General features: G+C 48.3%; 22 protein-coding genes. 3 read left to right on the top strand and 19 right to left on the bottom strand.

What is annotated here, in order from left to right:
- Window positions 1-34 precede the first annotated feature (34 nt).
- Together DQG23_RS09700 and DQG23_RS09705 are read right to left on the bottom strand one after the other, a co-directional pair.
- Window positions 35-1,633 (bottom strand): response regulator, encoded by a 1,599-nt coding sequence (locus tag DQG23_RS09700; protein WP_238177834.1) that lies wholly within the window; start codon window positions 1,631-1,633, stop codon window positions 35-37.
- Window positions 1,634-1,697: 64 nt separating this feature from the next.
- Complete coding sequence (locus DQG23_RS09705; RefSeq protein WP_113030625.1) at window positions 1,698-3,428, bottom strand: cache domain-containing sensor histidine kinase; 1,731 nt, start codon at window positions 3,426-3,428, stop codon at window positions 1,698-1,700.
- Between the two features lie 509 nt (window positions 3,429-3,937).
- Between DQG23_RS09705 and DQG23_RS09710 the strand changes: the two genes are divergently transcribed.
- From DQG23_RS09710 to DQG23_RS09720, 3 genes are all read left to right on the top strand, one after another.
- The gene (locus tag DQG23_RS09710; RefSeq protein WP_113030626.1) at window positions 3,938-4,345 is read left to right on the top strand and encodes a hypothetical protein; all 408 of its coding nucleotides are present in this window, start codon (window positions 3,938-3,940) and stop codon (window positions 4,343-4,345) included.
- A 176-nt stretch (window positions 4,346-4,521) separates the two neighbouring features.
- Window positions 4,522-4,728 carry a helix-turn-helix transcriptional regulator gene (locus DQG23_RS09715; RefSeq protein ID WP_113030627.1) on the top strand — a complete coding sequence of 69 codons (207 nt, stop codon included), beginning with the start codon at window positions 4,522-4,524 and terminating at the stop codon, window positions 4,726-4,728.
- Window positions 4,725-5,156: a hypothetical protein gene (locus DQG23_RS09720; RefSeq protein ID WP_113030628.1), complete on the top strand. Its 432-nt coding sequence runs from the start codon at window positions 4,725-4,727 to the stop codon at window positions 5,154-5,156. The genes DQG23_RS09715 and DQG23_RS09720 overlap by 4 nt, the downstream gene beginning before the upstream one ends.
- A 394-nt stretch (window positions 5,157-5,550) precedes the next feature.
- Here DQG23_RS09720 and DQG23_RS09725 read toward each other — a convergent pair whose 3' ends face one another.
- The 17 genes from DQG23_RS09725 to DQG23_RS09805 form a co-directional block, all read right to left on the bottom strand.
- Window positions 5,551-6,165 carry a sigma factor-like helix-turn-helix DNA-binding protein gene (locus tag DQG23_RS09725; RefSeq protein ID WP_337589397.1) on the bottom strand — a complete coding sequence of 205 codons (615 nt, stop codon included), beginning with the start codon at window positions 6,163-6,165 and terminating at the stop codon, window positions 5,551-5,553.
- A gap of 143 nt (window positions 6,166-6,308) precedes the next feature.
- The gene (locus DQG23_RS09730; protein ID WP_113030630.1) at window positions 6,309-7,406 is read right to left on the bottom strand and encodes a sialidase family protein; all 1,098 of its coding nucleotides are present in this window, start codon (window positions 7,404-7,406) and stop codon (window positions 6,309-6,311) included.
- A 42-nt stretch (window positions 7,407-7,448) separates the two neighbouring features.
- Entirely contained in the window at window positions 7,449-8,339 is an 891-nt protein-coding gene (locus DQG23_RS09735; RefSeq protein WP_113030631.1) for a carbohydrate ABC transporter permease, read from the bottom strand.
- Between the two features lie 12 nt (window positions 8,340-8,351).
- Window positions 8,352-9,311 carry an ABC transporter permease gene (locus DQG23_RS09740; RefSeq protein WP_238177822.1) on the bottom strand — a complete coding sequence of 320 codons (960 nt, stop codon included), beginning with the start codon at window positions 9,309-9,311 and terminating at the stop codon, window positions 8,352-8,354.
- A 91-nt stretch (window positions 9,312-9,402) separates the two neighbouring features.
- Entirely contained in the window at window positions 9,403-10,941 is a 1,539-nt protein-coding gene (locus tag DQG23_RS09745; protein WP_113030632.1) for an extracellular solute-binding protein, read from the bottom strand.
- Window positions 10,942-11,114: 173 nt separating this feature from the next.
- Window positions 11,115-12,200 carry a sialidase family protein gene (locus DQG23_RS09750; protein WP_113030633.1) on the bottom strand — a complete coding sequence of 362 codons (1,086 nt, stop codon included), beginning with the start codon at window positions 12,198-12,200 and terminating at the stop codon, window positions 11,115-11,117.
- Entirely contained in the window at window positions 12,197-13,354 is a 1,158-nt protein-coding gene (locus DQG23_RS09755) for a hypothetical protein (RefSeq protein ID WP_113030634.1), read from the bottom strand. Before DQG23_RS09755 ends, DQG23_RS09750 begins: the two co-directional genes overlap by 4 nt.
- A gap of 144 nt (window positions 13,355-13,498) precedes the next feature.
- The gene (locus tag DQG23_RS09760) at window positions 13,499-15,778 is read right to left on the bottom strand and encodes a helix-turn-helix domain-containing protein (protein ID WP_158560375.1); all 2,280 of its coding nucleotides are present in this window, start codon (window positions 15,776-15,778) and stop codon (window positions 13,499-13,501) included.
- Between the two features lie 374 nt (window positions 15,779-16,152).
- Entirely contained in the window at window positions 16,153-17,109 is a 957-nt protein-coding gene (locus tag DQG23_RS09765; RefSeq protein ID WP_113030636.1) for an NAD(P)H-dependent flavin oxidoreductase, read from the bottom strand.
- Between the two features lie 23 nt (window positions 17,110-17,132).
- Window positions 17,133-17,933 (bottom strand): energy-coupling factor transporter transmembrane component T family protein, encoded by an 801-nt coding sequence (locus DQG23_RS09770; protein ID WP_113030637.1) that lies wholly within the window; start codon window positions 17,931-17,933, stop codon window positions 17,133-17,135.
- Window positions 17,926-18,783 (bottom strand): ATP-binding cassette domain-containing protein, encoded by an 858-nt coding sequence (locus DQG23_RS09775; RefSeq protein ID WP_113030638.1) that lies wholly within the window; start codon window positions 18,781-18,783, stop codon window positions 17,926-17,928. The genes DQG23_RS09770 and DQG23_RS09775 overlap by 8 nt, the downstream gene beginning before the upstream one ends.
- Window positions 18,768-19,568 (bottom strand): energy-coupling factor transporter ATPase, encoded by an 801-nt coding sequence (locus tag DQG23_RS09780; RefSeq protein WP_113030639.1) that lies wholly within the window; start codon window positions 19,566-19,568, stop codon window positions 18,768-18,770. Before DQG23_RS09780 ends, DQG23_RS09775 begins: the two co-directional genes overlap by 16 nt.
- A 3-nt stretch (window positions 19,569-19,571) precedes the next feature.
- A complete protein-coding gene (locus tag DQG23_RS09785; RefSeq protein ID WP_113030640.1) occupies window positions 19,572-20,387 on the bottom strand; it encodes an SDR family NAD(P)-dependent oxidoreductase in 816 nt (271 codons plus the stop codon).
- Entirely contained in the window at window positions 20,384-20,740 is a 357-nt protein-coding gene (locus DQG23_RS09790) for a MaoC family dehydratase (RefSeq protein ID WP_113030641.1), read from the bottom strand. Before DQG23_RS09790 ends, DQG23_RS09785 begins: the two co-directional genes overlap by 4 nt.
- The gene (locus DQG23_RS09795; protein ID WP_113030642.1) at window positions 20,737-21,117 is read right to left on the bottom strand and encodes an FAS1-like dehydratase domain-containing protein; all 381 of its coding nucleotides are present in this window, start codon (window positions 21,115-21,117) and stop codon (window positions 20,737-20,739) included. The genes DQG23_RS09790 and DQG23_RS09795 overlap by 4 nt, the downstream gene beginning before the upstream one ends.
- Window positions 21,114-22,265, bottom strand: coding sequence for a thiolase family protein (locus DQG23_RS09800; RefSeq protein ID WP_113030643.1), 1,152 nt, complete (start codon window positions 22,263-22,265; stop codon window positions 21,114-21,116). The genes DQG23_RS09795 and DQG23_RS09800 overlap by 4 nt, the downstream gene beginning before the upstream one ends.
- A complete protein-coding gene (locus tag DQG23_RS09805; RefSeq protein ID WP_113030644.1) occupies window positions 22,262-23,749 on the bottom strand; it encodes a class I adenylate-forming enzyme family protein in 1,488 nt (495 codons plus the stop codon). Before DQG23_RS09805 ends, DQG23_RS09800 begins: the two co-directional genes overlap by 4 nt.
- Between the last annotated feature and the right edge of the window lie 22 nt (window positions 23,750-23,771).

The following is a 23,771-nucleotide window of genomic DNA, read 5'->3' on the forward strand; positions in this document are numbered from 1 at the left end:
ACCTGGCCGGCAGAAGGGGGCCTCAGATCAGCCATTATCGAGACCTCTTATATTCAGTCGGCGTCACACCGACCATCAGTTTAAACATTTTGCAAAAATAGCGGTAATCCGTAATCCCTACTGCCTGGGCAATTTCATAAATTTTCAACTCGGTCTTGCCAAGCAATTCCTTCGCCTTGTGCATACGAATGCGACTTATGTAATCCGATAAATATTCACCGGTTTCCTGCTTGAACAATTGTCCGACATAAGCCGGATTCAAATGAACCGCATCGGCCAGATCGGCAATGGACAAATCTTCATTGTAGCGATTCGCGATCAGCCCGCAAATGACGGCAATCTCTCTGCGTACCGCATTTTTCTGCTCGAACAAGGTTGACGGGATCGCCAGGTAGTCGACAGCCAGCTCCCACCAATGGCAATAAGCTTGCCAAGTGTTGACGAGCTCCAACCGCATTCTCAGACTTTTCTTATGCGGCTCCGGCACCTTCATCCCGTTCTCCAAAACCCCTCTTGCGACAGCCAATAAAAAATCCGATGATTGTGCAGGGTCGCGGAGCGTTGTAAGCTGTTCGACCATCGTCATAAATTCGCGCCATTCGCGGTTATGCAAGGACTTGGTCATTCTCGCGATCTGCTCCAGCCGCTCCACGCTGTCCGGTTCTGGTTCCGGTTCGATCATGCCGTCCTGGTTGGCCATTACCGCTTTTCCGGAATAAAAATAATCTTGCAGTCTGGCTTGTCCCTCCGCAATCTGCTTGGCCACTTGTTCCATTTGCGAAGTGATTGCGCTTACAAACACAAAGCAGTCACTCTTTACGATCTCTCTTGTTTTCTCCAAGCCATATCGGACGAATTCGTGCAGCGCGAATTGAAAGAACGCATAACCTCTCTGCATCGGGCAAGTTACAAGTATGGTTAATCTGCTGTTGCGATAAGGAAATACGGCGACCTGGATGGATGTTTCCGCAAAATCCTCCCTCTGTTCAAGCGCTTCACCAGCCAGCCATTGCATGTGCTCAAAAGCTTCTTCCGCGAGCGAATTTTCATGAAATACCCAATACCAATCCCAGCCAACGGAAATAACGGAGCAATAGCTGCCTTTGAAGGGGATCCATTCGTTGATTTGCCGCATGCTGTCGGAAGTTGCCGATGCGGGTTCGCTTACCATACGCTGAATGAGCTGGTTTCTGGCGGTCCACTCCTCCTGGCGCTGTTGTTCGATCCTGCGGTTATGCAAATCCTCTTTCATCCAATCACCCTGAATCTCTTCCGCCACCGCTTTACACGCCTGTAACACTTGTTCCTGTGACAATCCCATTTTCAGCAAATAATTTTTCGCGCCAAGCACGACTGCCCTCTGGGCATAAGCAAACTCGTCATGCGCGGTCAGAAAAATGATGCGAACATGCGGCCATCTTGTTTTTACGTATTGGGCAAACTCCAGTCCGTCCATAATCGGCATCGTAATATCCGTCAAAACGAGATGCGGCAGCTCCCGTTCCATCATGGCGATCGCTTCCTGCCCGTTGATCGCCGCCCCCATCCACAGGAAGCCTGCCTCTTCCCACGGAATCTGTTCTGCAAAATGCTCTCGGACAATTTGTTCGTCATCTACTACGAGTATTTTCATCTTTTCCAAACGCTGTCCCCTCCTGCCATCTGCTCCTGCATCCAATCGGTGATCCCGTTCACACTCAGGCGGAGGAAAGCGGCAGCCGGATCGTCACAATGAGTCCTTCCCCGGCATCATTGGCAATATCCAAGCCGTAGTTGTCGCCAAAATAAAGTTGAATCCGTTCCTGAATATTCCGAATCCCCAAGTTGTTCAACCCTTTGAATGAATTGTTGTCGCGCTGCTTCTCGAACAAATTTCGAATAACATCCTCGTCTATGCCTGGCCCGGTATCCGACACTTCGATCGAAACCGTATCCGTCGCATGGGCGGTCGCAGCCACAATAATATGATTCCGTTCGCCCGGCTTGCTCAGCCCGTAGAAAATACTATTCTCCACAAGCGTAATCAGCGTTAATTTCGGGATCGAAACAGCCGAGAGAAGCTCGTCCGCAATAACAATATCCAGATCAAACACATGGCCGTAGCGTAATCGCATCAGTTCGGCATACCGTTCCAGTTTATGAATTTCCTCCTCAAGCGGCACGACATCTCCCACTTTATCGATCGAATATTTCAACAACTCCATCAAAGCTTTGATCAGCGGGCCAATTTCCCCCGCTCGTTCCGTACCGCTCAGCCAATAAAAAGCGTTTAGCGTATTATACAGGAAGTGGGGTTGAATTTGCGACTGCAGCACTCTGATTTCTTGAACCCGCTTCCGCTCTTCCGCTTTCTGCAAGTTCGTGAACATATCGTTCAGATTGTTCATCATCTTGTTAAAATGGGTAGCAATCCAAGAAAATTCATCGTTGCGTTTAAACACAATACGCGTATCCAAATGGCCGAGCGAGCTCTCGTTCATGTGCCGGATGATCGTGCGGATCGGTTTTCGGATATAAGCAGCTACCCGATAGGATACAAACAGCGAAATGGAAATCCAGATAACAAAAATAGTCAGAACCTGCTTTCGAAGCGACGACAGCAGCGGGTATGCCTCGGCTTCGTTAACTGCCGCAAACACAATCCAGTCCCAACGGTTGTTGTTGCTTCGCAACATTTTATAATTGCCGTCCGCCGTTTGAATGCTGTTCAAATCATTCCTTTTCCCTACAAGCGTTTGGCCCAGCACTTCGATCATGTGGTCTCGCTGCAATTTCTGGCTGTATAACTCTACCGGCGCATTAGAACTTACAAATTCACCGTTTTGCGAAAAAATGTAGATCTGTTTATCCTTCGGAAATGAGGCGGCAAGGTTGGCAAAAGAGTTGACATTCAACTCAAGAGCAACCGTAATGCTGCGCGATTTGTCGCGTGTATTGAACGATTTGGCCACTACGACAGAACGGCCAAGCCCCGAATTGAACGGTTCGCTCCACCAAAATCCCCATTGTCTCGCCTGCTTATCGACTTCCTTAACCCACTCTGGCGATAACATGTGCTTGTACAGCTCCGGCGAGATTGTCACCAGCTTCCCTTCCTCAATCACATAGACGGTATTGATTTCATTCGGATAGGAGGAGATTAAGTTATTCATCAGCAAGGAATAGCCTTCTAACGGCAGCGATTCGAAAATATCCGCATTGGCAAAGTAAACAAGCTGGGATTGCATATTCAGCATATACCATTTTAAATAATCCTCGACATGAACGACAGACGATTGCAGCGATTTCTCCTGATTTTCCTTCACCAGAACATATACGGTGGAATATGCAATAACACCGATCATCATCAAGCCAACCAGCAAACTAAAAAAAGAAATGAGAAAAACTTTTCTGCTTGTGCTTGTAAAAAGACGTTTTCTCTGGAACATGCCCCCATAATTCCCCTTCCATTACTATCCAACTATGTCCCGGCTTTAGTTTACTTTACTTTCAACGCAGCTGATTTTGCAAACGCTTTTTTTGTTCCACTTCCCAGCGGTTATGTACGGCCTGCAAAAAATCCCTTATAGCCGCCGGACATCTGCCATCTATCAGCATGGAACTCTAAAAGGCACTTCTGCCTCTAGCTAATTACTTGATCCCTAATCTCAGTGTATCAGGGTGGCTTTACGCAGCTTCCGTCACCCGATCTATAGAACTCACATTAATTTTCGTAGACCAATGAAAAGATAACTCCAATCTCCTTACCATAATCCCATGGATGGCACGCTGCATTGACAATGAAGTAATTCCCAAAATAAGTGATCTCGCCAGCCGAAATTTAATTACTCAATTCTGCCTTTTACTTTAACGTTTCGGGCCAACATCAAGCTTGCTTTACAGCCAGAGAAAACCAGTGATAAACTGAATAAAATTGGAAAAGCAGGAGTGGACGATAATGAGCTGGGATGTTCTCATCATGAAAGAGAAATATGATTTCGACGCACCAGAGGAGAATCAACCAGATATTGCCCCCCTCGGCAAACGGGACGAGATCATCGAAAAATTGACGAAATGTATTCCTAATTTGGATTATCGGGATGAAGCGTGGGGAATCTTGAATGACGAAGGTTACTCGATCGAGTTTAACACTGGAGACGAGGAGCTTGTGGACTCCATTATGCTGCATATCAGGGGCGGAGGAACTGTGATGGATACCATCCAATTGGTTTCCGAGACGCTGGATGCATATGCGCTCGATACATCTGACTGTGCCTATATTGATTTTAAGCAACCTGAGCAAGCAAAGGAATCATGGGAGCGATTCCAGAAGTATCGGGACAAAGTTTTAAACAAAGAGAAATAGGTAAATCGTTGCCGTCACTTATGATACGGTTCACCGCGCTGTCTGTAACGGCAAGTTTTAGGGCCATCCTTAGCGGGATGGCCCTTTTTTATAATGGAAAGTGTGCTTGACATTACTTGCATTGCACGATATATTTTTGTCATGGAAAGCTACCTTTCCATAAGGAGAGTGAACGCATGAACAACCGCTTAGAAGAAATTCGCAAGAAACACGGAATTAAGCAAGAAGAATTAGCGGCGGCTCTTGAAGTGTCAAGGCAAACGATCGGTTCGCTGGAAAATGGACGTTATAACCCCTCGATCCTTTTAGCGTTCAAGATTGCTCGTTTTTTCGGTATGACTATCGAAGAAATCTTTATTTATGAGGAGGATGAGAATGTATGAACAAAACGATTTTGTCTAATTTGTTTACGGTTGCAGGCATAGCCATACTAGCAGTCGGTGTGTACTTCATCAAAACAATTGAAGATCCGCAAGGATTGCTTCGAGCGTTACCTTATATCTGCGTTGGCATCGGGAGTGGAATGTTCGGTCACGGTATGGGAGAAATAATGATCCGATACGCGAAGAAGAACAATCCCGCCGCAGCAAAGCAGCTAGAAATTGAACAGAAAGACGAACGCAATCTGGCAATCGCCAATCGGGCAAAAGCAAAAGCATATGACATGATGGTTTTTGTGTTCGGGGCCTTAATAACAGCATTGGCCTTGATGGATATCGATTTAACAATGGTATTGGTATTTGTTGCTGCCTATCTGTTTATCATTGGATACTGCACTTATTACCGGTATAAGTACTATAAAGAAATGTAATAAAAAAGCCTTTCGGTAAGTTACACAAAGAAAGGAATGAAGACATGACGAAATTATCTCTCAGTGGTTTAAAATACGGAGAACGTGCTGTGGAAGTAAAATTATGACTGACTATATCAGTTCCATTTTTTTGCACTTCTAAACATCTCAACAGTCACTCTTCACCATATATACAAATCCATGCTCCGCAGGGAATTCCGCAAAAAACTTACCCTTATTTATGATACGGTTCACCGCGATTGATCTTCAACTATCCTGCCCGTTACTTTAATGAACTGGAGCAGGTCGCCTAGGCGCCTGCTCCATCATTTCACTATCGTACCCGTTAGCGCAATGTCCTAACATTTCACTGCGAACGGTTTCTCTCTTACTATGAGCTTAAGAGACTATCTTTTCACTCACGCCAATCCAGATTTGGAGCCTTCTGCAACTGCACTTGTACGCCAAATGTTCTCCCCGCTTCAAGCAAAAATTCTTTGCAAAAATAATAACCTCGGTGATACACAATCCGATTGTTTTCGAAAACAAATTCGCGAATATCGTGAAGAGCAAGCCCTAGCTCGGTTTCAGCCAATGCCACGAATACTTTTCGGCCCCATAAAAGCTCCAACGAAACATGCAAAACCGGCCCTCTGTGTTTGAAAGAACCATTAAGCATTTCCCTCTTCGAATATTCCTGGAATCCAGGTTTTGCATCATTATGAATACTTTCCTCAAACATTCCAAGAATACTATCCACATCGCCGTTTCTCATTGCCAGAAGTAGGGTATCAAGCAGCGAAGCGTTTGATTCAATATTTTCTGACTGAATTTGATCGGATAATTTGCTGCGATTGTTGCGGATATTGGTTCTCGCACGATGAAGGGCTGCATAAACCGAACCTTCGGTCATTCGAACCATTCCGGCTACGTCAGAAGCAGTAAATCCATATACTTCCATGAGTAAGAAAACAGCAATTTGCCTTTGCGGCAGATATGATCGATCTAGCGTCTTCAGTAAGAAAATTATTTATTTATAGATACATATAAAAGAACAGCAGGAGTTTGCTGGTATCATCCTGCAGACTCCTGCCGTCAAAAGAAAGATTACAAGCGAACCGCGAGCTTGATGATGGCCGGCAGCACAAGTGAATCTTATGTTCCTTTACCTTATTAAGAACCGTTAACCTCGCACAAGGAGCCGGCAATATACCGCAAGCCGTCTTGCGCATCATAGTAATAGTACGTGATGAACACGTTACCGCCTTCGAGTTGAACGGCGCTAGTATAGCCGATATCTCTTCCTGGCGCATCTTCACGGACGATAATTTCCTCCGCTTCGTCGATGTTGCCGCATTCCGCGTCCAACACGATGGCCCGAATACCATAAGGCTTATGCCTATAGCCATAAGTAAGCAGCACATTGCCGTCTTCCAGCCGCAGCAGATGAAACGGGCTGGGGGAATCGATAGCGTGCTTCACCGGCAGGCTCCATGTTTTTCCGTTATCCGAAGACTCCGATGTAAATAATGGGGAACTCTTATGTTCGGCGCCATCCTCTTTGGATATTTTCATGCTGCGGATGAAAGCGACCAGCTTCCCGCTTGCGGTCCTGTATAGATTCGGTTCGTAAAAATAATGACCGTCGCAATCTGCAATGGCGGCCAGTATCGACCATGTTTCACCGCGATCCTTCGTTTCGGCGATGAGCACTTCCGAAGCTCCCCCCTCAGTAATGCGATAAAGCGGAGCCATAATGGTGCCGTCTTCCAATTCCGTGCAATTGCCGCGGATGGCGGTATCCGCGATGTTTATGCAGACCGGAGAACTCCACGTTTGTCCCCCGTCCGTCGATTGCACCGTATAAACGCCTTCGATTCGGCCCAACCATTTTCCGTATACCGAACTCCATAGCCCGCTCCCGCTTCTATCTTGGACGTCGTCAGCGTCGTACACCTTCCACATAAAAAAAGTAGCGAACAACGTTCCGTCTTGCAGTACGTTTAGACATGGGTCCTGTACGCCGCAAAAATAATCGTCATAAAGAACGAGGGGGTCACGATTCCAGGTTTCCCCATCCTTGGTTACAAGATAAACCGCTTTGGACGCAGGGTCGAGATGGGTGATTTGCCCGTATGTCCGCTGACGGTCAGGGGCTTGACGAAACGAAATCGCCAGTCGGCCGTCCTGCATTTGGACAATGCTTGGAAAACAATTGTAATTCCCGTCCTTATGGATGATTTCATGTTTTATCGGTTGCAATAGCGGCATATCCTTTTCCTCCCTGGGGTAGTTATTCGAAATCCGGCTTTTTTAGCCTTTGACCGAACCGATCATGGCGCCCTTGACAAAATATTTTTGGATAAACGGGTAAATCAGCAGAATCGGTAACGTACAAACGATGATGACTGCAGATTTGATCGTTTGCGGAGGCGGCAAAGATTCGTAAAGCTGACCGGGCGAGCTTTCCTGATCCGTCATGACGCCGCTTAACAAGATGTTCCGCATCACCATCTGCAAAGGCATTTTTCTCACATCGTCCATATAGATGGCCGCGTCGAACCACGCGTTCCAATGCCCGACGGCGTAAAACAAGCCGATTGTCGCAAAGGAAGGAAGCGCAAGCGGAAAAATGATTTTTAGCAAAATCGTGGGCGGATTCGCCCCATCGACGATTGCCGATTCTTCAATCTCCTGCGGGATGTTCATGAAGAACGTTCGCATGATAAACATATTCCACGCGCTGATCAAGCTCGGGATAACCATCACCCAGATGGAATTACGCAAACCGAGATTATCGATCAGCAGAAAGGTCGGAATCAAACCGCCGCTGAAAATCATCGTCAAGAAGACAATCGTTACGATCAGATTTCGCCCAGGCAAGCTTCTTTTGGATAAACCGTAGGCAAGCATAGACGTAAACAGCAAATTCAACAGCGTGCCGACCGTAACGCGAAATATCGTAATCTTGTAGGCATTCAGCAGCAGTGATGATTTACTAAAAATCATTTTGTAGGCAGTCAAATCAAAGGTCTGCGGTAAAAGGATAAACGCCCCCCTCTTCGCCGCTTCCGCTTCGCTTACAAAAGAGGTCGCCAAGACCGACAGAAAAGGAATGAGGAACAGCAAACTAAGGCCGATCAGCAACATATAATTGCATGCATGAAATATTTTTTCGGATTTCGTTACGGCAATCGTATTCAATTTTTCCGCCTCCTACCAGATGCCTGTCTGATTGAGTTTACGGGCGAGTAGATTGGCGCCGACAATCAAGACCATAGCGATTACGTTTTTGAAAATGCCGACTGCGGCGGCATACGAATACTGCATGGCGATAAGTCCTTCGCGGTACACGTAAGTATCGATAATGTCGGCAACCTCGTATACGGAAGGAGAGTAGAGCAGCAATATTTTCTCGAATCCGGCGTTCAGCAGCCCTCCGATATTGAAAATGAGCAGAATGACGATGACCGGAACGATACCTGGCAGCGTAATATGCCATATTTGCCTCCACTTGCTCGCGCCGTCGATAGTCGCCGCTTCATATTGCTGCGGATCGATACCCGCTATAGCGGCCAAATAAAGAATGCTTCCCCAGCCAATTCCATGCCAAATGCCCGAGATGACCAAAATGCTGCGAAAATAATCGGTACTGCCGAGAAAATGGACAGGCTCCCCTCCGAACCACTTTACGATTTCGTTGATGAGACCGCCATTCGTTGAAAGCAGATGCATGATTAACCCGGTCAATACGATCATGGAAATAAAATGGGGCAAATAGGAAATCGTTTGAACCGTTTTTTTAAACCACTTGTTTTTTACCTCGTTAATCATCAAAGCCAGGATGATCGGCGCCGGAAATCCGAACAGCAGCTTATAAAAGCTGATCATGACGGTGTTCCCGAGCACATTCCAAAAGTAATAGGAGTTGAAGAAACGAATAAAATGCTTGAACCCTACCCATTCCCCCGACAAAATTCCGGCAACGCCTTCAAACGGCGAGATTTCCTTAAACGCGATGATGATCCCGAACATCGGAATATAATCGAATAGGAGGAAATAGAGCAACCCTGGGAGAATAAGCCAATAATAAAACTTATGAAGCTTCATTCGCGTCCATATTGAACGTTTGCGTTTCAGCCCTTTTGCGGCGGTCAAAGCGTAATTCATCTGCATACCGTTCACCTCTTGAGAAAATGCTTTTTAAACTACCTCTATAAAAGAGAAAGCCGGATGAGAGCGCCTTCACTCCCCTCCGGCGTTCGGATCATTTTTTCTGGCGGCTGTTATATTGCGCCGTCTTCTCGTCTATCAGTTTATCCATGCCGACTTTATACAACTGTTCGATAAACTTTTCGTAATCGGACATCGGTCTCGCTCCCATAATGAATTTCACGGTTTCTTCTTTGATCAACCGGTCGATGTCGCCCAAATTCGGCACGTTTTCTTTCAGGCTGTTCGTATCGTAGATGATGTTGTAATCCAGCGGTCTTTTCGCATTGCCGAATTGATACATCTCCGCGTTAAAATAATCGTACATCATGGCGGTTTCAGGAGATGGACTGGTCGGCGAGTTTTTGATATCCGCAACTTGAACCGTTGCGAATTCGCCAGCGTATTTCCGCTCCTTCGAAAGCTCGAAAATCCGCTTCGATTTGTCAGTCCAATTCCAGTCTTCGCCTTCGACGCCTCTGACCGCAGTCAGCCAATTGCCGACATCTTGATAGACCCAGTCGATAAACTTGACGGCCGCCTCAGGATGCTCCGCTTTTTTCGTTATGAGGATGGCGGCGGAATTCAAGCTTGAGGACGTTTGCAATTTCCCTTTCGGCCCCGTTATACCCTTGGCAAGCTGGAAGTCCATTTCTGGAAAAGATGATTTGAGCTTCGGTTGATTTAACGCCACGCGGGTGAAGTATTTGACCGATGCGCCTACCCGGTTCGTTTTAAGCAGCGCGAGCGAATCGTCTTTCGTTAACGCTTCTTTATCGATATATCCTTTTTGGTACCAGTCCGCCATTTTAGTCAAAAAATCTTTGTAACCGGGATGCAATTCAACCGGTTTTATTTTTTTGTCGGCCGGGTCCAGCCAGGTGCTGTACCCGTTCTCCCCCTCGATGAAGCCGCCAAGCATGCCGTAACGGAGACCCGTGAGATCGGTCATGAGCGGAATCGAATCCGCTTTGCCATTGCCGTCCGGATCGAGATCTCTAAACGCTTTCAAAACCGCTTCCAATTCGTCCAGCGTTTTCGGCATTTGCAGGTTTAATTTTTTGAGCCAATCGGCCCGAACATATACCGGATAACCTACAAAAGCTCTTGAACTGGGAATTCCCCATATATTCCCCTCCTTGTCCGTTACGCTTTTCCATTCTTCCTCCGAAAATACCTTTTTGATATTCGAGCCGTATTTGTCAAGCAGATCGTTCAACGATCGAAGCACGCCTTTCGATGCATAGCTGTCCCACGCCCCGTTAAACATATCGATTTTCTCGTTCGAAGACAGCAAAATATTCAACTTCTCGCCAGCCGCCCCTTTGGGCGGAACGATAGCTACAGGTTCGATACCGGCACGTTCACGAATAAGATCCGTCATTTGCTGAAGCTTTTGCGGATCGCTGCCTTCCGGCTTCTCGTTAAGTAACGTTCCGTTGTTGGAGAAAAAGTGGACCTTCGGCACTTCTTTTTTGACGTTTTCCTTATTGCTTTCATCGCCGGAACCCGATTTTTGCGAAGCGCAGCCCGTCAACATCAACGACGAGACCATCGCAGACACAACACAGGAACGAAGCAGCTTTTTCTTCATGCTTACCCCTCTTTTCGTTTCTTTGGTTGTCATGTTTGAATCATTTCGGTTGCCGTGCGCACGGTGCCGCCTGGTACCAAACTATCACGAGCCGCCTTTCCGGAATATATCAATATTTCTACAAACGTATTATTTTTTATAGTTGTCAAAAAAGTATTAGGCCAACTACGCCTTTATACGATGCCGTCCGGATCAAAAATCGAGCATTCGACAGCAGGCTCCTCCAATCCGTTAAAGGCATGATAAAACAAGCAGGCAATCTTCCCGTCTTCCGTTTGCACCGCAACCGGCTGCCCGCCATCCGTCGACCACATGGCATCGATCATCGTTCTGTACGTCCATGTGTTCCCGTTGTCCGTACTTTTCCAACACGATATTCCCGTTATTTGCTGGCCCGTATGATCAATACCGATCGAGTTTAACCCGCTGGCGCCTACACGATCGCCGGCCATAAGCAAAAGGCTGTTGTCCGATAAACGAATCAGGAATGGCTGGGTGCCGTTGATGTGCCTGAAATCAAATTGTACCGGGGACGACCAGCTCGTACCTCCGTCCACGGATCGTGTCCAAACCATGAAGCGGGATTTGTTGAAGCCGTCTTCGCGAATAACCGAAAGAAGCGATCCGTCGGCACATTCGATAAGTGCGGCCTCTGAAAACTTTCTGCCGGCAACGCGAGCGATTAAAGATCTGAACGACCACGTCAGTCCGCCGTCAACGCTTTGCAAGAGCGCCGTCTCCGTATCGGTCCCGTTTACGCCGTATCCGGTTCTGAGCAATATCCCGCTATGCTGGATCGGCTGTCCCCAAAGCGCATACTTGACGCTTCCGTTCGAAACCGTACCGTGAGAAGCACAACTGTATCCGCTTACATTTTTCTTGACCGAGAAATTTTTGAAAACGATTATATCCCCGACTGCCAGCAAGCCGTCCAAAAGGGAAGGATCATAGGCTAGCGTAGCATTGTCGAAAAAACGTTTGGTTTGCCAAGTATGTCCGCCGTCATCGCTCCTTGCCATCATTTGGCCATCGCTGTTTGCGTGTCCGGCCCCGGTAGAATAAATGCCGATCAAGGAGCCTCCTATTTTCCTAAGATCGGGAAAAGCGTTATAGACGTTTTCTCGTCTGTCGATAAGTACCGTTTGAAGCCGGAGAATCTCTCTGTAGTCGGCATTCAGCAATGTGCGGGGAACGGTAAGCGTCACTCCGTCCTTGATCGCGACAATCGAATATTCCGATCCCGAATACGCTGATATCATAACGGCGCCTCCGCGGTAAAATGGCAGGAATACAGGCTGCCGACAGTTGTCGCCTGGTTGTTCGTAATGACACAGCCGGTCGTATTGATGTTCAATACGAGAGCGCCAATATCTCCGCTTCCGTTAAACAGGTTTCCGCTGGCTCCGGAATCCGGGCTATAGACGGTAACCGTAGGGTTGGCGCGCATCGGCACGGCAAAGCGCACGTTCATATTAATCGCTCCCTGAGTCTCTGTGCCTCTTGCGCGCTCCCGAAGCGCGCCTTCCGACGTTGCGAAAGCAACGCCTACGTCGTAATTGTAGCTTTTCGCAAACTCCCGCTGCGCCTTTCGCAAACACTCGGAGATCGGATCGGGTACGAATAGCGTCGCTGCGGGGCCGCGTTCAATCTTGACCTGCTCGATTTCAAACCAATCCTCCGCCGCGGTACCCGTCGGCGCATAGGTCAAGCGAAGCGCAATTTGCTTCACGTTGACCGGTACGTCAGCCGATAGTTCATAGCGCGCTCTGGTCGCGGACGCAGTAACCAGGATGCCTGCCAGCGTACTGTCGCCCGAGGAGTAAAAGCCGTTCGCGGCTGTGACGGACTGCTCCGTCACGTTCGTACTGCCTTTGATTTGCGCCGTCAGGTTAGCGGAAGAAAAGCCGCTGCCCGTACGCAGGACGAAAGACGCCGTAACCTTATCGCCGATAACCGGTCTTGTATCGGATGCCGACAGGTTATAAACAAGCGTCATTTGCGCGGAGGACGCATCTCCATCATTCCGGCGGACCCGAAGCGCAAAATTGTTGCCGTACTCGCCTACCTGCTGGCTGATCGTCGCGCCGCTGGCAAACCCGGTTCGCGCAAAGCTCCATCCGTCTGCCGTATGTTTCCTGCTCGGGAACGAGGTGAAAACGGCTCCTCGCTGCCATATGTCCATATTTCCGTTCCAGCAAAAGTTGTCGGCTGCCGCGATCGCAATCCATTCGGCAGCGCTATACTCTTTCTTTTCCTTATACACGGCGTCTGTGACCGAGGTATCGTTGTCCGAAGCCGCCTCCGTTGCCCGTCCGTTCAATAAACCATGGGCTGCCAGAGCGACGCCTGCCGCGCCGATGGAAGCCAGCAGCTTCCTTCTGCTGATCAAACCGTCCTTTTCCGAATCATTCATGTTTTCCCCTCCGTTCAATTTTTCGAATCAACTTATCTATCAGGAGCGGGAGCCGTTAGCACGGTGCCGCCCAACCACAAAATAGCATGCGATAAGCGGCGTCCGATATAATAAATTTTATACAAACGTAATGTTTTTTTTGCGTCAGCCGAATAATTTGCGGTATTCACCCGGCGTGACGCCGGTATATTCCTTAAAAACCTTGATGAAGTAGTAAGCGTTCTGATACCCGACCTGCCGGCCGATCTCATTGACTTTCATCTCGCTTTGCACAAGCATTTCTTTGCTTTTTTCCATCCGCAAGGCGGTTACATATTCGACGAATGATTTTCCTGAAATTTGTTTGAAAAGCCGGCTAACGTAAGCGGGATTCAAATTCAACTGCTCCGATACCGATTGCAGCGATATGTCATTCGCATAATCCCGCTCCAATATGTGCTGGACCTTTGTGATATGATGATTGCCTTTCACCTTCATTTCTTCGCCGACGTAATCTGCAGCCTGCGCGATGAAATGGCGGAACCACGTCTCGATCTGTTCAAGCGACTTCTGCTCGACTAAAGTCCGGTACGGATTGCCGCCGTTCTTGAACACTTGCTGCGGATCGGCGCCAAGCGCGCTCAGAGTGCCGACGATATCGGTCAACAATCGGACGAATATCGGTAAAATCTCGTTGTAATGCAGCTTGTTTTTGCCTAAAGCGATTTCGGAAGCGATTTCATCGAATATTCGATTTGTTTCTGCGGAATTGCCGGTTTTTACGTACCCGCATAATAGTTCCGCCTTCCGATTCGGATACTTGAAGTGGATTTGGCCGTCAATCACGACATCATCAATATAAATGACTTGACTGCCGCCAAGCAGCATCCGGTATTTCAGCGCTTCTTCCGCTTCTTCGTAGCTTTTAGGAAGTTCGGCAATCGTAACGCATTGCCGTCCGATGCCGATGGACAAGCGGTTGTTTAACTTCCGTTCCAACTCTTCGAGCAGCGTTTGGGCCAAGTGAAATACACCGGCTAAATCCATATCCTCTGCTGTCAGGATAATAGCCACGCTGTCCGGGGCGGCATCCACGGTTATGAAAGAACCGGACTTGAACGCAGCACTATTGTCGATTGCATCGATAATCCGAATGTTGTTCATGTCGGACGCAGCCGCGTTGTCCGGCCCGCCGCCCGGACGGTCGGGGTCGAACGACACCACAAAGACCATCAATGGGGGCGCAGAGATGTTCAATTGCAAATATGCCATTTTTTCTGCTATTTCCACAGTGGTGCCGGCTTGCCCTTTAAGCAGCGAAAGCTTGAACCGCTCTCGGTAATACGGCAGGCTTTCCTCCAGTTTTTCCTTGAAATAGTCTCTCTCGTTTATCGTTATAGCGATCGGACGGTAAAGCCTTTTCGAGGAAAGAACAGACAGAAGAACGGTTAAAAGAAGTAGAAAAGCGGCTGAAAACAGGATCGTCCGTTTCAAATATGTGAGACTGTTTAACAACTCGTCCAAATTGACGACATTGAAAAACGTCCAATGAAGAATCTCTGAAGTGTAATTAGAGACAAGTACCTTTTTGCCATCGAATTTGCTTTGGAAAGAACTGCCGGAACTTTCTGTCTTATCCGCTTCCGCAAATAAGCTCCGGATATTCCGATGCAGATGAGCGGCGTTTTTGTTCAAAAGAATCCTGCCATCGCCGTTCGTAACATACAGATCGTCCTTAGGGTTAATCTTATTGATAATGTGATGATAAATTTTTTCCGCGTCCAGATTGATCAGGATTGCGTTGTCCTTCGCATTCGTTTTGAAAACGATCGTAAGCGCGTTGAACTTATCGCCGCTATCTCGGCTGGCGCTGCGTGTATCCATAAAGATCGGGGATAAAATAGAACTGTTTAACGGGTCGTACCAGTCCTTGTCATAAAATTCGTCAAAAGGGACCGTCGTGCTGGAATTGTCGTTGTTGACGGCCAATACAAGATTATTCTCTCTCTCGTAGAAATAAACGGAGTCGACGAATGCGTTGGATAGTTTAAAAATACGCATGTTATCGACAACGCTTTGCTTGTTTAACAAATAAGAATAATGTACAGGCAACTCATGCTGCTCGAAGGCACCCGACATCGTTTCGTAGTAATACCTGTTCGGAAAGCTTTCAAAATCGCGAAAGGATCGGCTCAGAACGAGCTGCTGCGAGCTGTCCAATATTTGCCGGACGACGATTTCCACCGCGTTGATCGTTTGCTTCAAATATTTCATGTTGTTGTTTCCTGATTCTTCCTGCAGCGTGGCGGAAACGTTGAAGTAAGCGATACTGCTCATCAGAAAATGGGGGAATATAGCAATCAGCATCATCGTCACGATCAATTTTCTGTATAAGGAGAGGTCTTTCCAGCTTTTCAATTTTCGAATCGGCATTGCAGCAGTCAATGTTGTTCCTCCCATGAATAACCTTTGGGTGAAGTCTACCATATCTATTAACAAAAGCAAGAACGAGTTTAGCACGTAAATTATATCGCCGTGCAGCCCGATTTCGTACCGGTCGAATAATCGTGTATCTTTGATGCACGTAGCATCCGCAAAGAGAAGCATAGATTTCGGGAGAGCTTTGAAATGCAATAAAAAAAGGACTGTCTCATTATTTTTGAAACAGCCCTTGATATTACACGATTTTATTTAGATTTTTGTCTCAATCGTTTTGACTGCTATCTCAATCTGCTCGACGTTCGACACATGTCCTCTTACTGCAATTGTGCATCCTAAAATAATCAAGGATCTTCCTGGTTAGAAGTATCTGGCCATCCTCAAGCCCACTTGCGTCGTATATCTTCCGCTTCTCTAACCATCCTCTGAATCAGCTCGGAGACTTCTGGTACATCATGAATAAAGGCGACGGATTGTCCGGCCCATCCGAAGCCCTCTTCTTGGATACCTTCATAAATCCAGCGTCTGTTTGCTTCCCCGCTGATATAGGGCTTAAGCGCTTCATAGTCATTCGTCTCACGTTCAAGCTCTATAATCTTGTCGGTCAAAGGGCTTCGCAGCGCTCTGGCAGGAAAGCCGATCGAGCGTTTGATGACAACGGTATCCGCCGAAGACGCCTCGACTAAGGCATTCTTATAGGAAGAGGAAGCGTGCCGACATTCCTGAGTCGCAATAAACCGCGTCCCCATTACGATTCCCTCCGCTCCTAGAGCAAGGGCAGCCATCCAGCCGCGACCGTCGCCAATACCGCCGGAAGCGACAACGGGGATACGAACAGCATCCACCACCTGGGGAACAAGAACCATAGTTCCGACTTCATCACGCCCCAGGTGCCCTCCCCCCTCATGTCCGACAACGATTACTGCGGATGCGCCGAGCCGTTCGGCTTTTTGAGCTTGTGTTCGAGAGGAGACAAGTACCAGGGTTTTTAGATCTGCTGACTGCAGCAGGGGCATAAATGGCGCTGGATTACCACCTGTAAGGGTGACTGCAGAAACCTTTTCCTCCATAGCAATTCGAAGCCTCTCCTCAATATCGCCGCTGTGCATACCGATGGCAAAGTTGACGCCAAAAGGCTTGTCAGTCAGAGTGCGGGTACGTCTGATTTCCCTCCGCAAGGTATTAGCATCCGGAAGACTCATGGCTGTAATCTGGCCGAATCCGCCGATATTGGAGACAGCAGCCGCAAGATCGGAATAGGCCAAATAAGCAAGCCCTCCTTGAATAATCGGGTACTTGATCTGAAGCAGTTCCGTCAAACGTGTATTCCAATTCATTGTGATTCCTCCTGTATCCATCATCAGATGTATATCCGAATGATGAGCATCATGAACACAAATATAATCGTAAATCCGCCTGCAACGAAGTCGCTCCGCTTGAATTCAAGCTGATTATAAGAAGTCCTTCCCTTTCCGGTTCCATAAGCCCTCGCATCAATCGCAAAGGACAGCTGTTCGGCCCGCTGGATGGTCGTAGCAAAGAGCGGAACCAGAATAGGGATATAGGCGAACACCCGTTTAAGTCTGGTGACCGAGGTGACGTCATATCCCCTGGCCTGCTGGGCCAGGATAATGCGATCCAGTTCCTGAGTAATGGTAGGTATAAAGCGAATGGCGATCACCACCATTAAAGAAAAAGCCTCCGTCGGAACACCTAATTTAGACAGCGGCTTTAACAGTTTTTCTAGGCCCTGAGCCAAGATTAGCGGTTTGGTAGTAGCAGTAAGGACAGACGCAAGCAGAACCAGCAAAATAATCCGCCATACGATACGAGTCCCGTTCACTACCCCCTCTTGGTTCAGCTTGATTTGGGACCATGACCAGATCACCGTATCTCCGGTAAGCAGGACATGGTATAGAAAAGTGAAGATCAAAATTAACAAAAGCGGCTTTAAACCTCTGGCAAACAGTCGCAGCGGTATCTTGGACGTCAACAGCAGCATCCCCACAAAGGCAGTCGCCGCCACATAACTGGTAAAGTTCTGGAGCAGCAGAAAGCTCATCATGATCACGATCAAACTCAGCAGCTTGGTCCGAGGGTCCAAGCGATGAAGAAGGGAACCCGTATCTGTGAATTGACCCAATACGATTTTATTAGTCATTCTGAAGACTCCTTGCTTCCCAAACCAGTCGTACTTTATTTAAAATATCCTGCTCCCTGCAGCTTTCTACTTCAATCCTATGTCCGGATAATTCTTCTACCAGCCTAAGAAGCTGGACAGGCTCAGGCAGAGGCAGGCCAGCCCTCTCCAGTACTTCCGTGTTCTTCATAAATAATGAGTTCGCCTCCGAATGCACCAAGAGATGCCCCTTATGAAGCACCATAACTTCGTCCGAATAATCGGCAACATCTTCCATTTGATGAGATATAAACAAAACTGTACGATTGTTCATTTGCTGCCATTCTTTTAACATCTGCAGCATAACACGCCTGCTCGATGGATCGAGTCCCGCTGTGGGCTCATCCAATATAAGCATCTTAGGATCTGCTAATAACACGGAAGCGATGGCAACGCGTCTTTTCTGTCCCCCGCTTAAATTAAAGGGAGGTACCTGAAGAATGGCAGTGGATAAACCTACCTGCTCCAATACAGGTTTTAGGGCTTCCTCGATCCTTTTTTGGGAATAGCCCAGCATTTTCGGTCCAAAGGTCAGCTCCTTATAAACAGTTGTTTCAAATATCTGATGCTCTGGATACTGAAAAACAAAGCCGATCTCCCGGACAGCCTTCATACGTCCTTTGCTGTCATCAGGCAATGGCTGTTGGTGAAGGGTATATTCTCCTTTATAGGAAGGAATCAGCCCTTTAATCACTTTGGCAAAGGTGGATTTGCCTGCCCCGGTCTGCCCAATGACCGAAATCCATTTCCCTTCCTGCAGGGTACAGCTGACGTTCCGGAGAACTTCCCGCCCTGCTATGCTCACACTTACCTGATTTAACTCGTATGCCATTGGGTGCGAATCGTCTCCTTCCAGTCCGCATTCAGCTCGGTGTTTAAACCGAGCAAGAGGTGCAGCTTGGCGGCAAAGGGTTGATCCAGCTTATTGTCTGCAAGGGTTTTGGTTCGAAACAGCTCCGATGGAGTACCGTCAAATGTAATGCTCCCTCCATCTAGTAGCAGGACCCGATCCGCCTCCAAAACCTCATTCATATGATGAGTGATATGGATAATGGTCATACCTTGACTATGGAGTTCCTGCATCACCGACAGGATCTGCCTTCTCCCCTGCGGATCAAGCATAGAAGTGGCTTCATCAAAGACAAGGATACGGGGGCGCATGGCCAGAATCGCCGCGATAGCTGCACGCTGCTTCTGACCGCCGGAAAGCTCATGAGGCATCGCTTCTGCATAATCCTCCATTCGAACAGCTCGCAAAGCCTGATCCACACGAGCGCTCATTTCCTCTCTTGGGAGCCGAAGATTTTCTAACCCAAATATCACTTCATCCAGAACGGATGTTGTAATAAATTGATCGTCCGGACTTTGAAAAACAAGGCCCACTTGCTCACGAATTCGGGGAAGATTTTCGGCATTTAGCGTGCTCAGAAGCCCAATACGCACTCGCCCTTCCCTCGGCTGCAGCAATCCATTCATTAACCGGGCCAGAGTGGATTTCCCGCTCCCATTTCCCCCAACAATCGCTACAAACTCGCCTTCATGAATTTCGAAGCTCACAGAAGCAAGGATGGTCTGTCCTTTGCGATAATAATAATGAACCTGGTCAAAAGTAAGCATCTATTACTTCTCCTCCCGATGCTTCCATGCAGTAAAAAAGGCCTCTGCTCCGTTAATGGACAAGACGGGCAGCGGCTTCTGCCAGAGGGTTACTTGAGAGCCATTTACGCCAAAGACTTCACCTGTAAGATCCGGATCCCGCTGCTCCAGGAGCAAGCCCACAAACCGAGCCACATCATCAGATTCCCCTACCTGCCAGAATGCCGGTAACGGCTCATTGCGTCTAGCGTACTTTTCTTTTAAATATTCAATTACCGGGCGAGTCATATCGGTTAAGGCAGCAGGAGCAACAGCATTGATCCTGATCTGATTGCTTCGCAGCTCGGCTGCGAGCGTCCACACCATCCCGAGCATACCTGCTTTAGCTGCGCTGTAATTAACCTGACCCACAGAGCCCATTAACCCGGCTGTTGAAGTCATCAGTAGAATGTCACCCCCATGAGAGGTCATAAAGGGGAGAATGCGCTGGATACAGTAAAAAGCCCCGCTCAAATGAACATCCAGAACCGACTTCCATTCTTGATCCGTCATCTGCTCGCATTTGCGATCGTGCAAATTACCGGCATTATGGATCAAGACATCAATTGCACCATAACGCGCCGCAACCGCCTCCACCATTGCCGTCACAGCTGAAGGGTCCGCAACATTCGCACAATACCCCTCGGCTGCGCCTCCTGCTTGACGAATTGCCTCCACAACGGAGTCTATCCGCTCTTCATGCAAACCATTAACCGCCACCTGATAGCCGCTGCGCCCGAGCTCCATTGCGATGCTGCGGCCAATCCCTCTGCTTGCTCCGGTAACCAACGCTGTTCTCACGGTGAGAAGACCCCCTCCTTCACTGAAAAAACACCTTCGGCAATGACTTCCCCATCCTCATCTTCTTCCGTAACCGTTACCTGAATTTCACCATTTCGAACTTTATAGGCAAAGCATGCCACTGCTCCCTGAATGAGCGGCCTGTTGAACTTCATGCTATAGGACTGAATCCAGTATGTCCGATGCTCTGTCAAATAAATAGATTGTGCCAACCCCATAAGATACATCCCATGGGCAATAGGAGCTTGATACCCGGCTTGTCTTGCAGCTTCGTCCTGAAGGTGAATAGACGCATGATCCCCGGTAAGATCGGCATATTCCCGAATGGCCGCTGCAGTAATTTGTTTTCTCATGATTTGTCACCCACCGAGATTAACACGGTTTCCACTGTCACGATGTGTTTGCCAGCGCATGAACAGGTCAGGGAATGCGTATATAAAGTCAAAGCGCCTTGACGTCCAGCCTTTGTCTCCACCTTCGTTAAGGATAGATCGCAATCCAGATCCATGCCTGCTGTCAGCGGAGCACCATAATGAAATTGCTGTTTCCCGTGAATCAGCGGCTCTGGCATGTCCAGCCAAGGCGCGTCGGCTATTTTCCAGAATGTTATCGGCATCGTTGAAGGTGCAATCAATGCGCCGCCTATTCGCTGCAAGGGAGCTTCTATACGGGTTGCATATTGGATGATAGAATCCTCAGAAAGATGAACCTGGAATCGAATGCTGTTCATCCAACCGCCTCCACTAAAACGGCGAGCCCCATCCCTCCGCCAATCCCCAATGTTGCTATCCCCCGCCTAAAGGGGTTCTGCAGCATCTCAGCGAATAAACGGGTCATCAGTATGGCGCCCGATGCTCCATAAGGATGTCCTAACGCCAACGCACCGCCTCCAAGATTAACCTTGTCCTGCGGAATTTGCAGCTCCCCCAGCGACGCTAGAACCTGGGAAGCAAAAGCTTCATTAAATTCCACAATGTCCAGATCGGTTGTCCTGAGTTTCTGGCGGCATAGCAGTTTGTGTACTGCTGGAACAGGTCCGATCCCCAAATAATTGGGATCTACTCCTGTGACCTGCGCATCTACGAAGCGTAATACAGGCTGAAGGTTTAGCTGCTCGCACTTCTCACGCGACATGAGCAGCACAAGAGCAGCCCCGTCATTAATAGGACAGGCATTGCCAGCAGTTACGGTGCCGTGGTCCATAAAAACAGGCTTTAATCTTTGCAATTTTTCTATGCTGGTATCCGGCCTTGGACATTCATCCTCCATAACCCAATTGCCGTTCACTTGAAGAGGCACGATCTCCTGCCGATACCTGCCTGTTTGTTGTGCGTGAACGGCCTTCTGATGGCTTTTCAAGGCGTAGAGGTCTTGCTCTTCTCTGGAAATTCCGTATTTCCGGGCAACATTTTCCGCTGCCAGGCCCATATCAGGATCGCCATAAGCGCTGGGTGTAAAGGGAGCGCGTGTATACAATCGAGGTGTACCCGTAAGTACCTCGGGCTTAAACATTTTCCAAGGTGCCCGGCTTGTGCTCTCAACCCCGCCTGCTAGATACACCTCCCCAGCTCCACTCTGGATGAAACGGGCAGCTAAATGAATAGCTTCAAGTCCCGATCCGCACTGGCGGTCAATCGTCAGACCCGGCACTGTAACGGGAAGCCCGGCTTCCAGAGCAGCAACCCGTGCAATATTTCCCCCGGGTCCTACAACATTGCCGATGATCACATCATCAATCCATTCCTTGGGCACATGCGTCTCCGAAACGATATGGCGAATTAATGGCGCAAGCAGCAGCTCAGGCTCAAGTGTGCTGAATCGACCGCCAATTTTGCCGATGGGCATACGTTTTGCCATGACCATTACAGCCTCGATCATTTCACCACTTCTTTCACGTATTCTTTCATCTGCTGACGCGCAACCTTCCCGCTGCTCGTATAGGTGAACCGATCCACGGTGATGAGCTGCTTGGGGGCTTTGTAGCTTGCCAAATAGTTGCGGCAGTATTCCTTCACTTCATTCAGGCTCAAACGTTGGTCTCCACGCCACTGAACAACCGCGGTTACCTTCTCCCCCCAGCGCTCGTCCGGCATTCCCAGTACAATAACCTCCTGAATAGCGGGAAGCTGCTGCAATACCGTTTCCACTTCTTCAGGAAAAACATTCAGGCCGCCAGTGATCATCATATTTTGGGAACGCCCGGCCAAAAATAAATACCCCTCAAGATCGACTGTCATGTAATCCCCAGTCTTAAGCCACCCATCCCGAAATACCGCTGACGTCTCCTCGCTTAACTGATAATACCCCAAGAACATCATACTGCTTCGAACATAAAGCTGCCCCACCTCTCCAGCGGGAACCTCGTGACAATGCTCATCGCGAATCGATATTTCAACACAAGAGAAAGGACGGCCCACCGAACCGGGTTTCTTCGCCTCATAAACGTCCATATAACTGATATAACTCGCTTCAGAAGAACCATAGTATTCATACAGCTTGGACTGTCCAAACACTTCACGGCACCTTTGCTTCGACTGCTCCGACCATTTTCCGCCTGAGCTGATCAGGGCTTGAATAGACGCTCTTCCTGGATTAGCCTGCTGCAGCAGCGATTCAATCATTGTGGGTACAACAAACAAAATCATATCCGGAACAGCCGTACATAGCTCCAGCACCTTATCCGCATGGAACTGCTCGACGAGATGAAAGGTGGCGCCAAAGTACAGACTTTGCATCAAGGCAAATAACGACAAAGAGTGAACAAGGGGTCCAGGAGCCATACAGTGCTTCATATCGAGCTGGAATGCTTCCCTCGTGGCATCAAAGCTTGTTTTCCAGGAAAGCGGTGTGCGCATAAATCCCTTCGGAACTCCTGTAGTTCCTGAAGTAAATCCGATAAACAACAATTCATTGCTGGCGCCAAGTTCTGCTTCCGGCGCGAATGAGGCTATCCATTGTTCATAAGCACCCGGGTTCTTTTGAGATAGTGTAACGATTTCAACTTGCCCAGCTTGCCCGCTTGGCAAATGAATATTTCGAACATAAGAATCCTCTGCAAAAATAATCTCCGGTTCACATTGCCGTAACACGGCGTTTACTTCAATAGAACTCCACTTGGGGTCCAAAGGCACAGGCACATACCCAGCGTAGACAGCCCCTAGAAAAATCTCCACAAACTCCACTCGATTTCCAGTTAAGATCGCTACTTTCCCTTGGCTACGGCCGCATTGCTTTAGACCGTTAGCAATTCTCTGGACACGCTCTGCCAATGCCGAATAAGTAAGACTGCCCCGGCTGTGGTTGATGGCGACCCGATCCGGTATTCGTGATGAATGACTTTGTAGAAAGGTTAGCAGATTCATTTGGATTCCACCTAAGTATAAA

It is taken from the genome of Paenibacillus contaminans (assembly GCF_003285015.1).
Lineage (GTDB): Bacteria > Bacillota > Bacilli > Paenibacillales > NBRC-103111 > Paenibacillus_V > Paenibacillus_V contaminans.

Coding starts and splice junctions, on each gene's coding strand:
- DQG23_RS09710 (WP_113030626.1), top strand. CDS start 3,938: ATGAGCTGGGATGTTCTCATCATGAAAGAGAAATATGATTTCGACGCA.
- DQG23_RS09750 (WP_113030633.1), bottom strand. CDS start 12,200: ATGATATCAGCGTATTCGGGATCGGAATATTCGATTGTCGCGATCAAG.
- DQG23_RS09700 (WP_238177834.1), bottom strand. CDS start 1,633: ATGAAAATACTCGTAGTAGATGACGAACAAATTGTCCGAGAGCATTTT.
- DQG23_RS09755 (WP_113030634.1), bottom strand. CDS start 13,354: ATGAATGATTCGGAAAAGGACGGTTTGATCAGCAGAAGGAAGCTGCTG.
- DQG23_RS09780 (WP_113030639.1), bottom strand. CDS start 19,568: ATGCTTACTTTTGACCAGGTTCATTATTATTATCGCAAAGGACAGACC.
- DQG23_RS09790 (WP_113030641.1), bottom strand. CDS start 20,740: ATGAGAAAACAAATTACTGCAGCGGCCATTCGGGAATATGCCGATCTT.
- DQG23_RS09800 (WP_113030643.1), bottom strand. CDS start 22,265: ATGATCGAGGCTGTAATGGTCATGGCAAAACGTATGCCCATCGGCAAA.
- DQG23_RS09795 (WP_113030642.1), bottom strand. CDS start 21,117: ATGAACAGCATTCGATTCCAGGTTCATCTTTCTGAGGATTCTATCATC.
- DQG23_RS09715 (WP_113030627.1), top strand. CDS start 4,522: ATGAACAACCGCTTAGAAGAAATTCGCAAGAAACACGGAATTAAGCAA.
- DQG23_RS09805 (WP_113030644.1), bottom strand. CDS start 23,749: ATGAATCTGCTAACCTTTCTACAAAGTCATTCATCACGAATACCGGAT.
- DQG23_RS09745 (WP_113030632.1), bottom strand. CDS start 10,941: ATGAAGAAAAAGCTGCTTCGTTCCTGTGTTGTGTCTGCGATGGTCTCG.
- DQG23_RS09770 (WP_113030637.1), bottom strand. CDS start 17,933: ATGACTAATAAAATCGTATTGGGTCAATTCACAGATACGGGTTCCCTT.
- DQG23_RS09775 (WP_113030638.1), bottom strand. CDS start 18,783: ATGGCATACGAGTTAAATCAGGTAAGTGTGAGCATAGCAGGGCGGGAA.
- DQG23_RS09765 (WP_113030636.1), bottom strand. CDS start 17,109: ATGAATTGGAATACACGTTTGACGGAACTGCTTCAGATCAAGTACCCG.
- DQG23_RS09740 (WP_238177822.1), bottom strand. CDS start 9,311: ATGCAGATGAATTACGCTTTGACCGCCGCAAAAGGGCTGAAACGCAAA.
- DQG23_RS09730 (WP_113030630.1), bottom strand. CDS start 7,406: ATGCCGCTATTGCAACCGATAAAACATGAAATCATCCATAAGGACGGG.
- DQG23_RS09720 (WP_113030628.1), top strand. CDS start 4,725: ATGAACAAAACGATTTTGTCTAATTTGTTTACGGTTGCAGGCATAGCC.
- DQG23_RS09705 (WP_113030625.1), bottom strand. CDS start 3,428: ATGTTCCAGAGAAAACGTCTTTTTACAAGCACAAGCAGAAAAGTTTTT.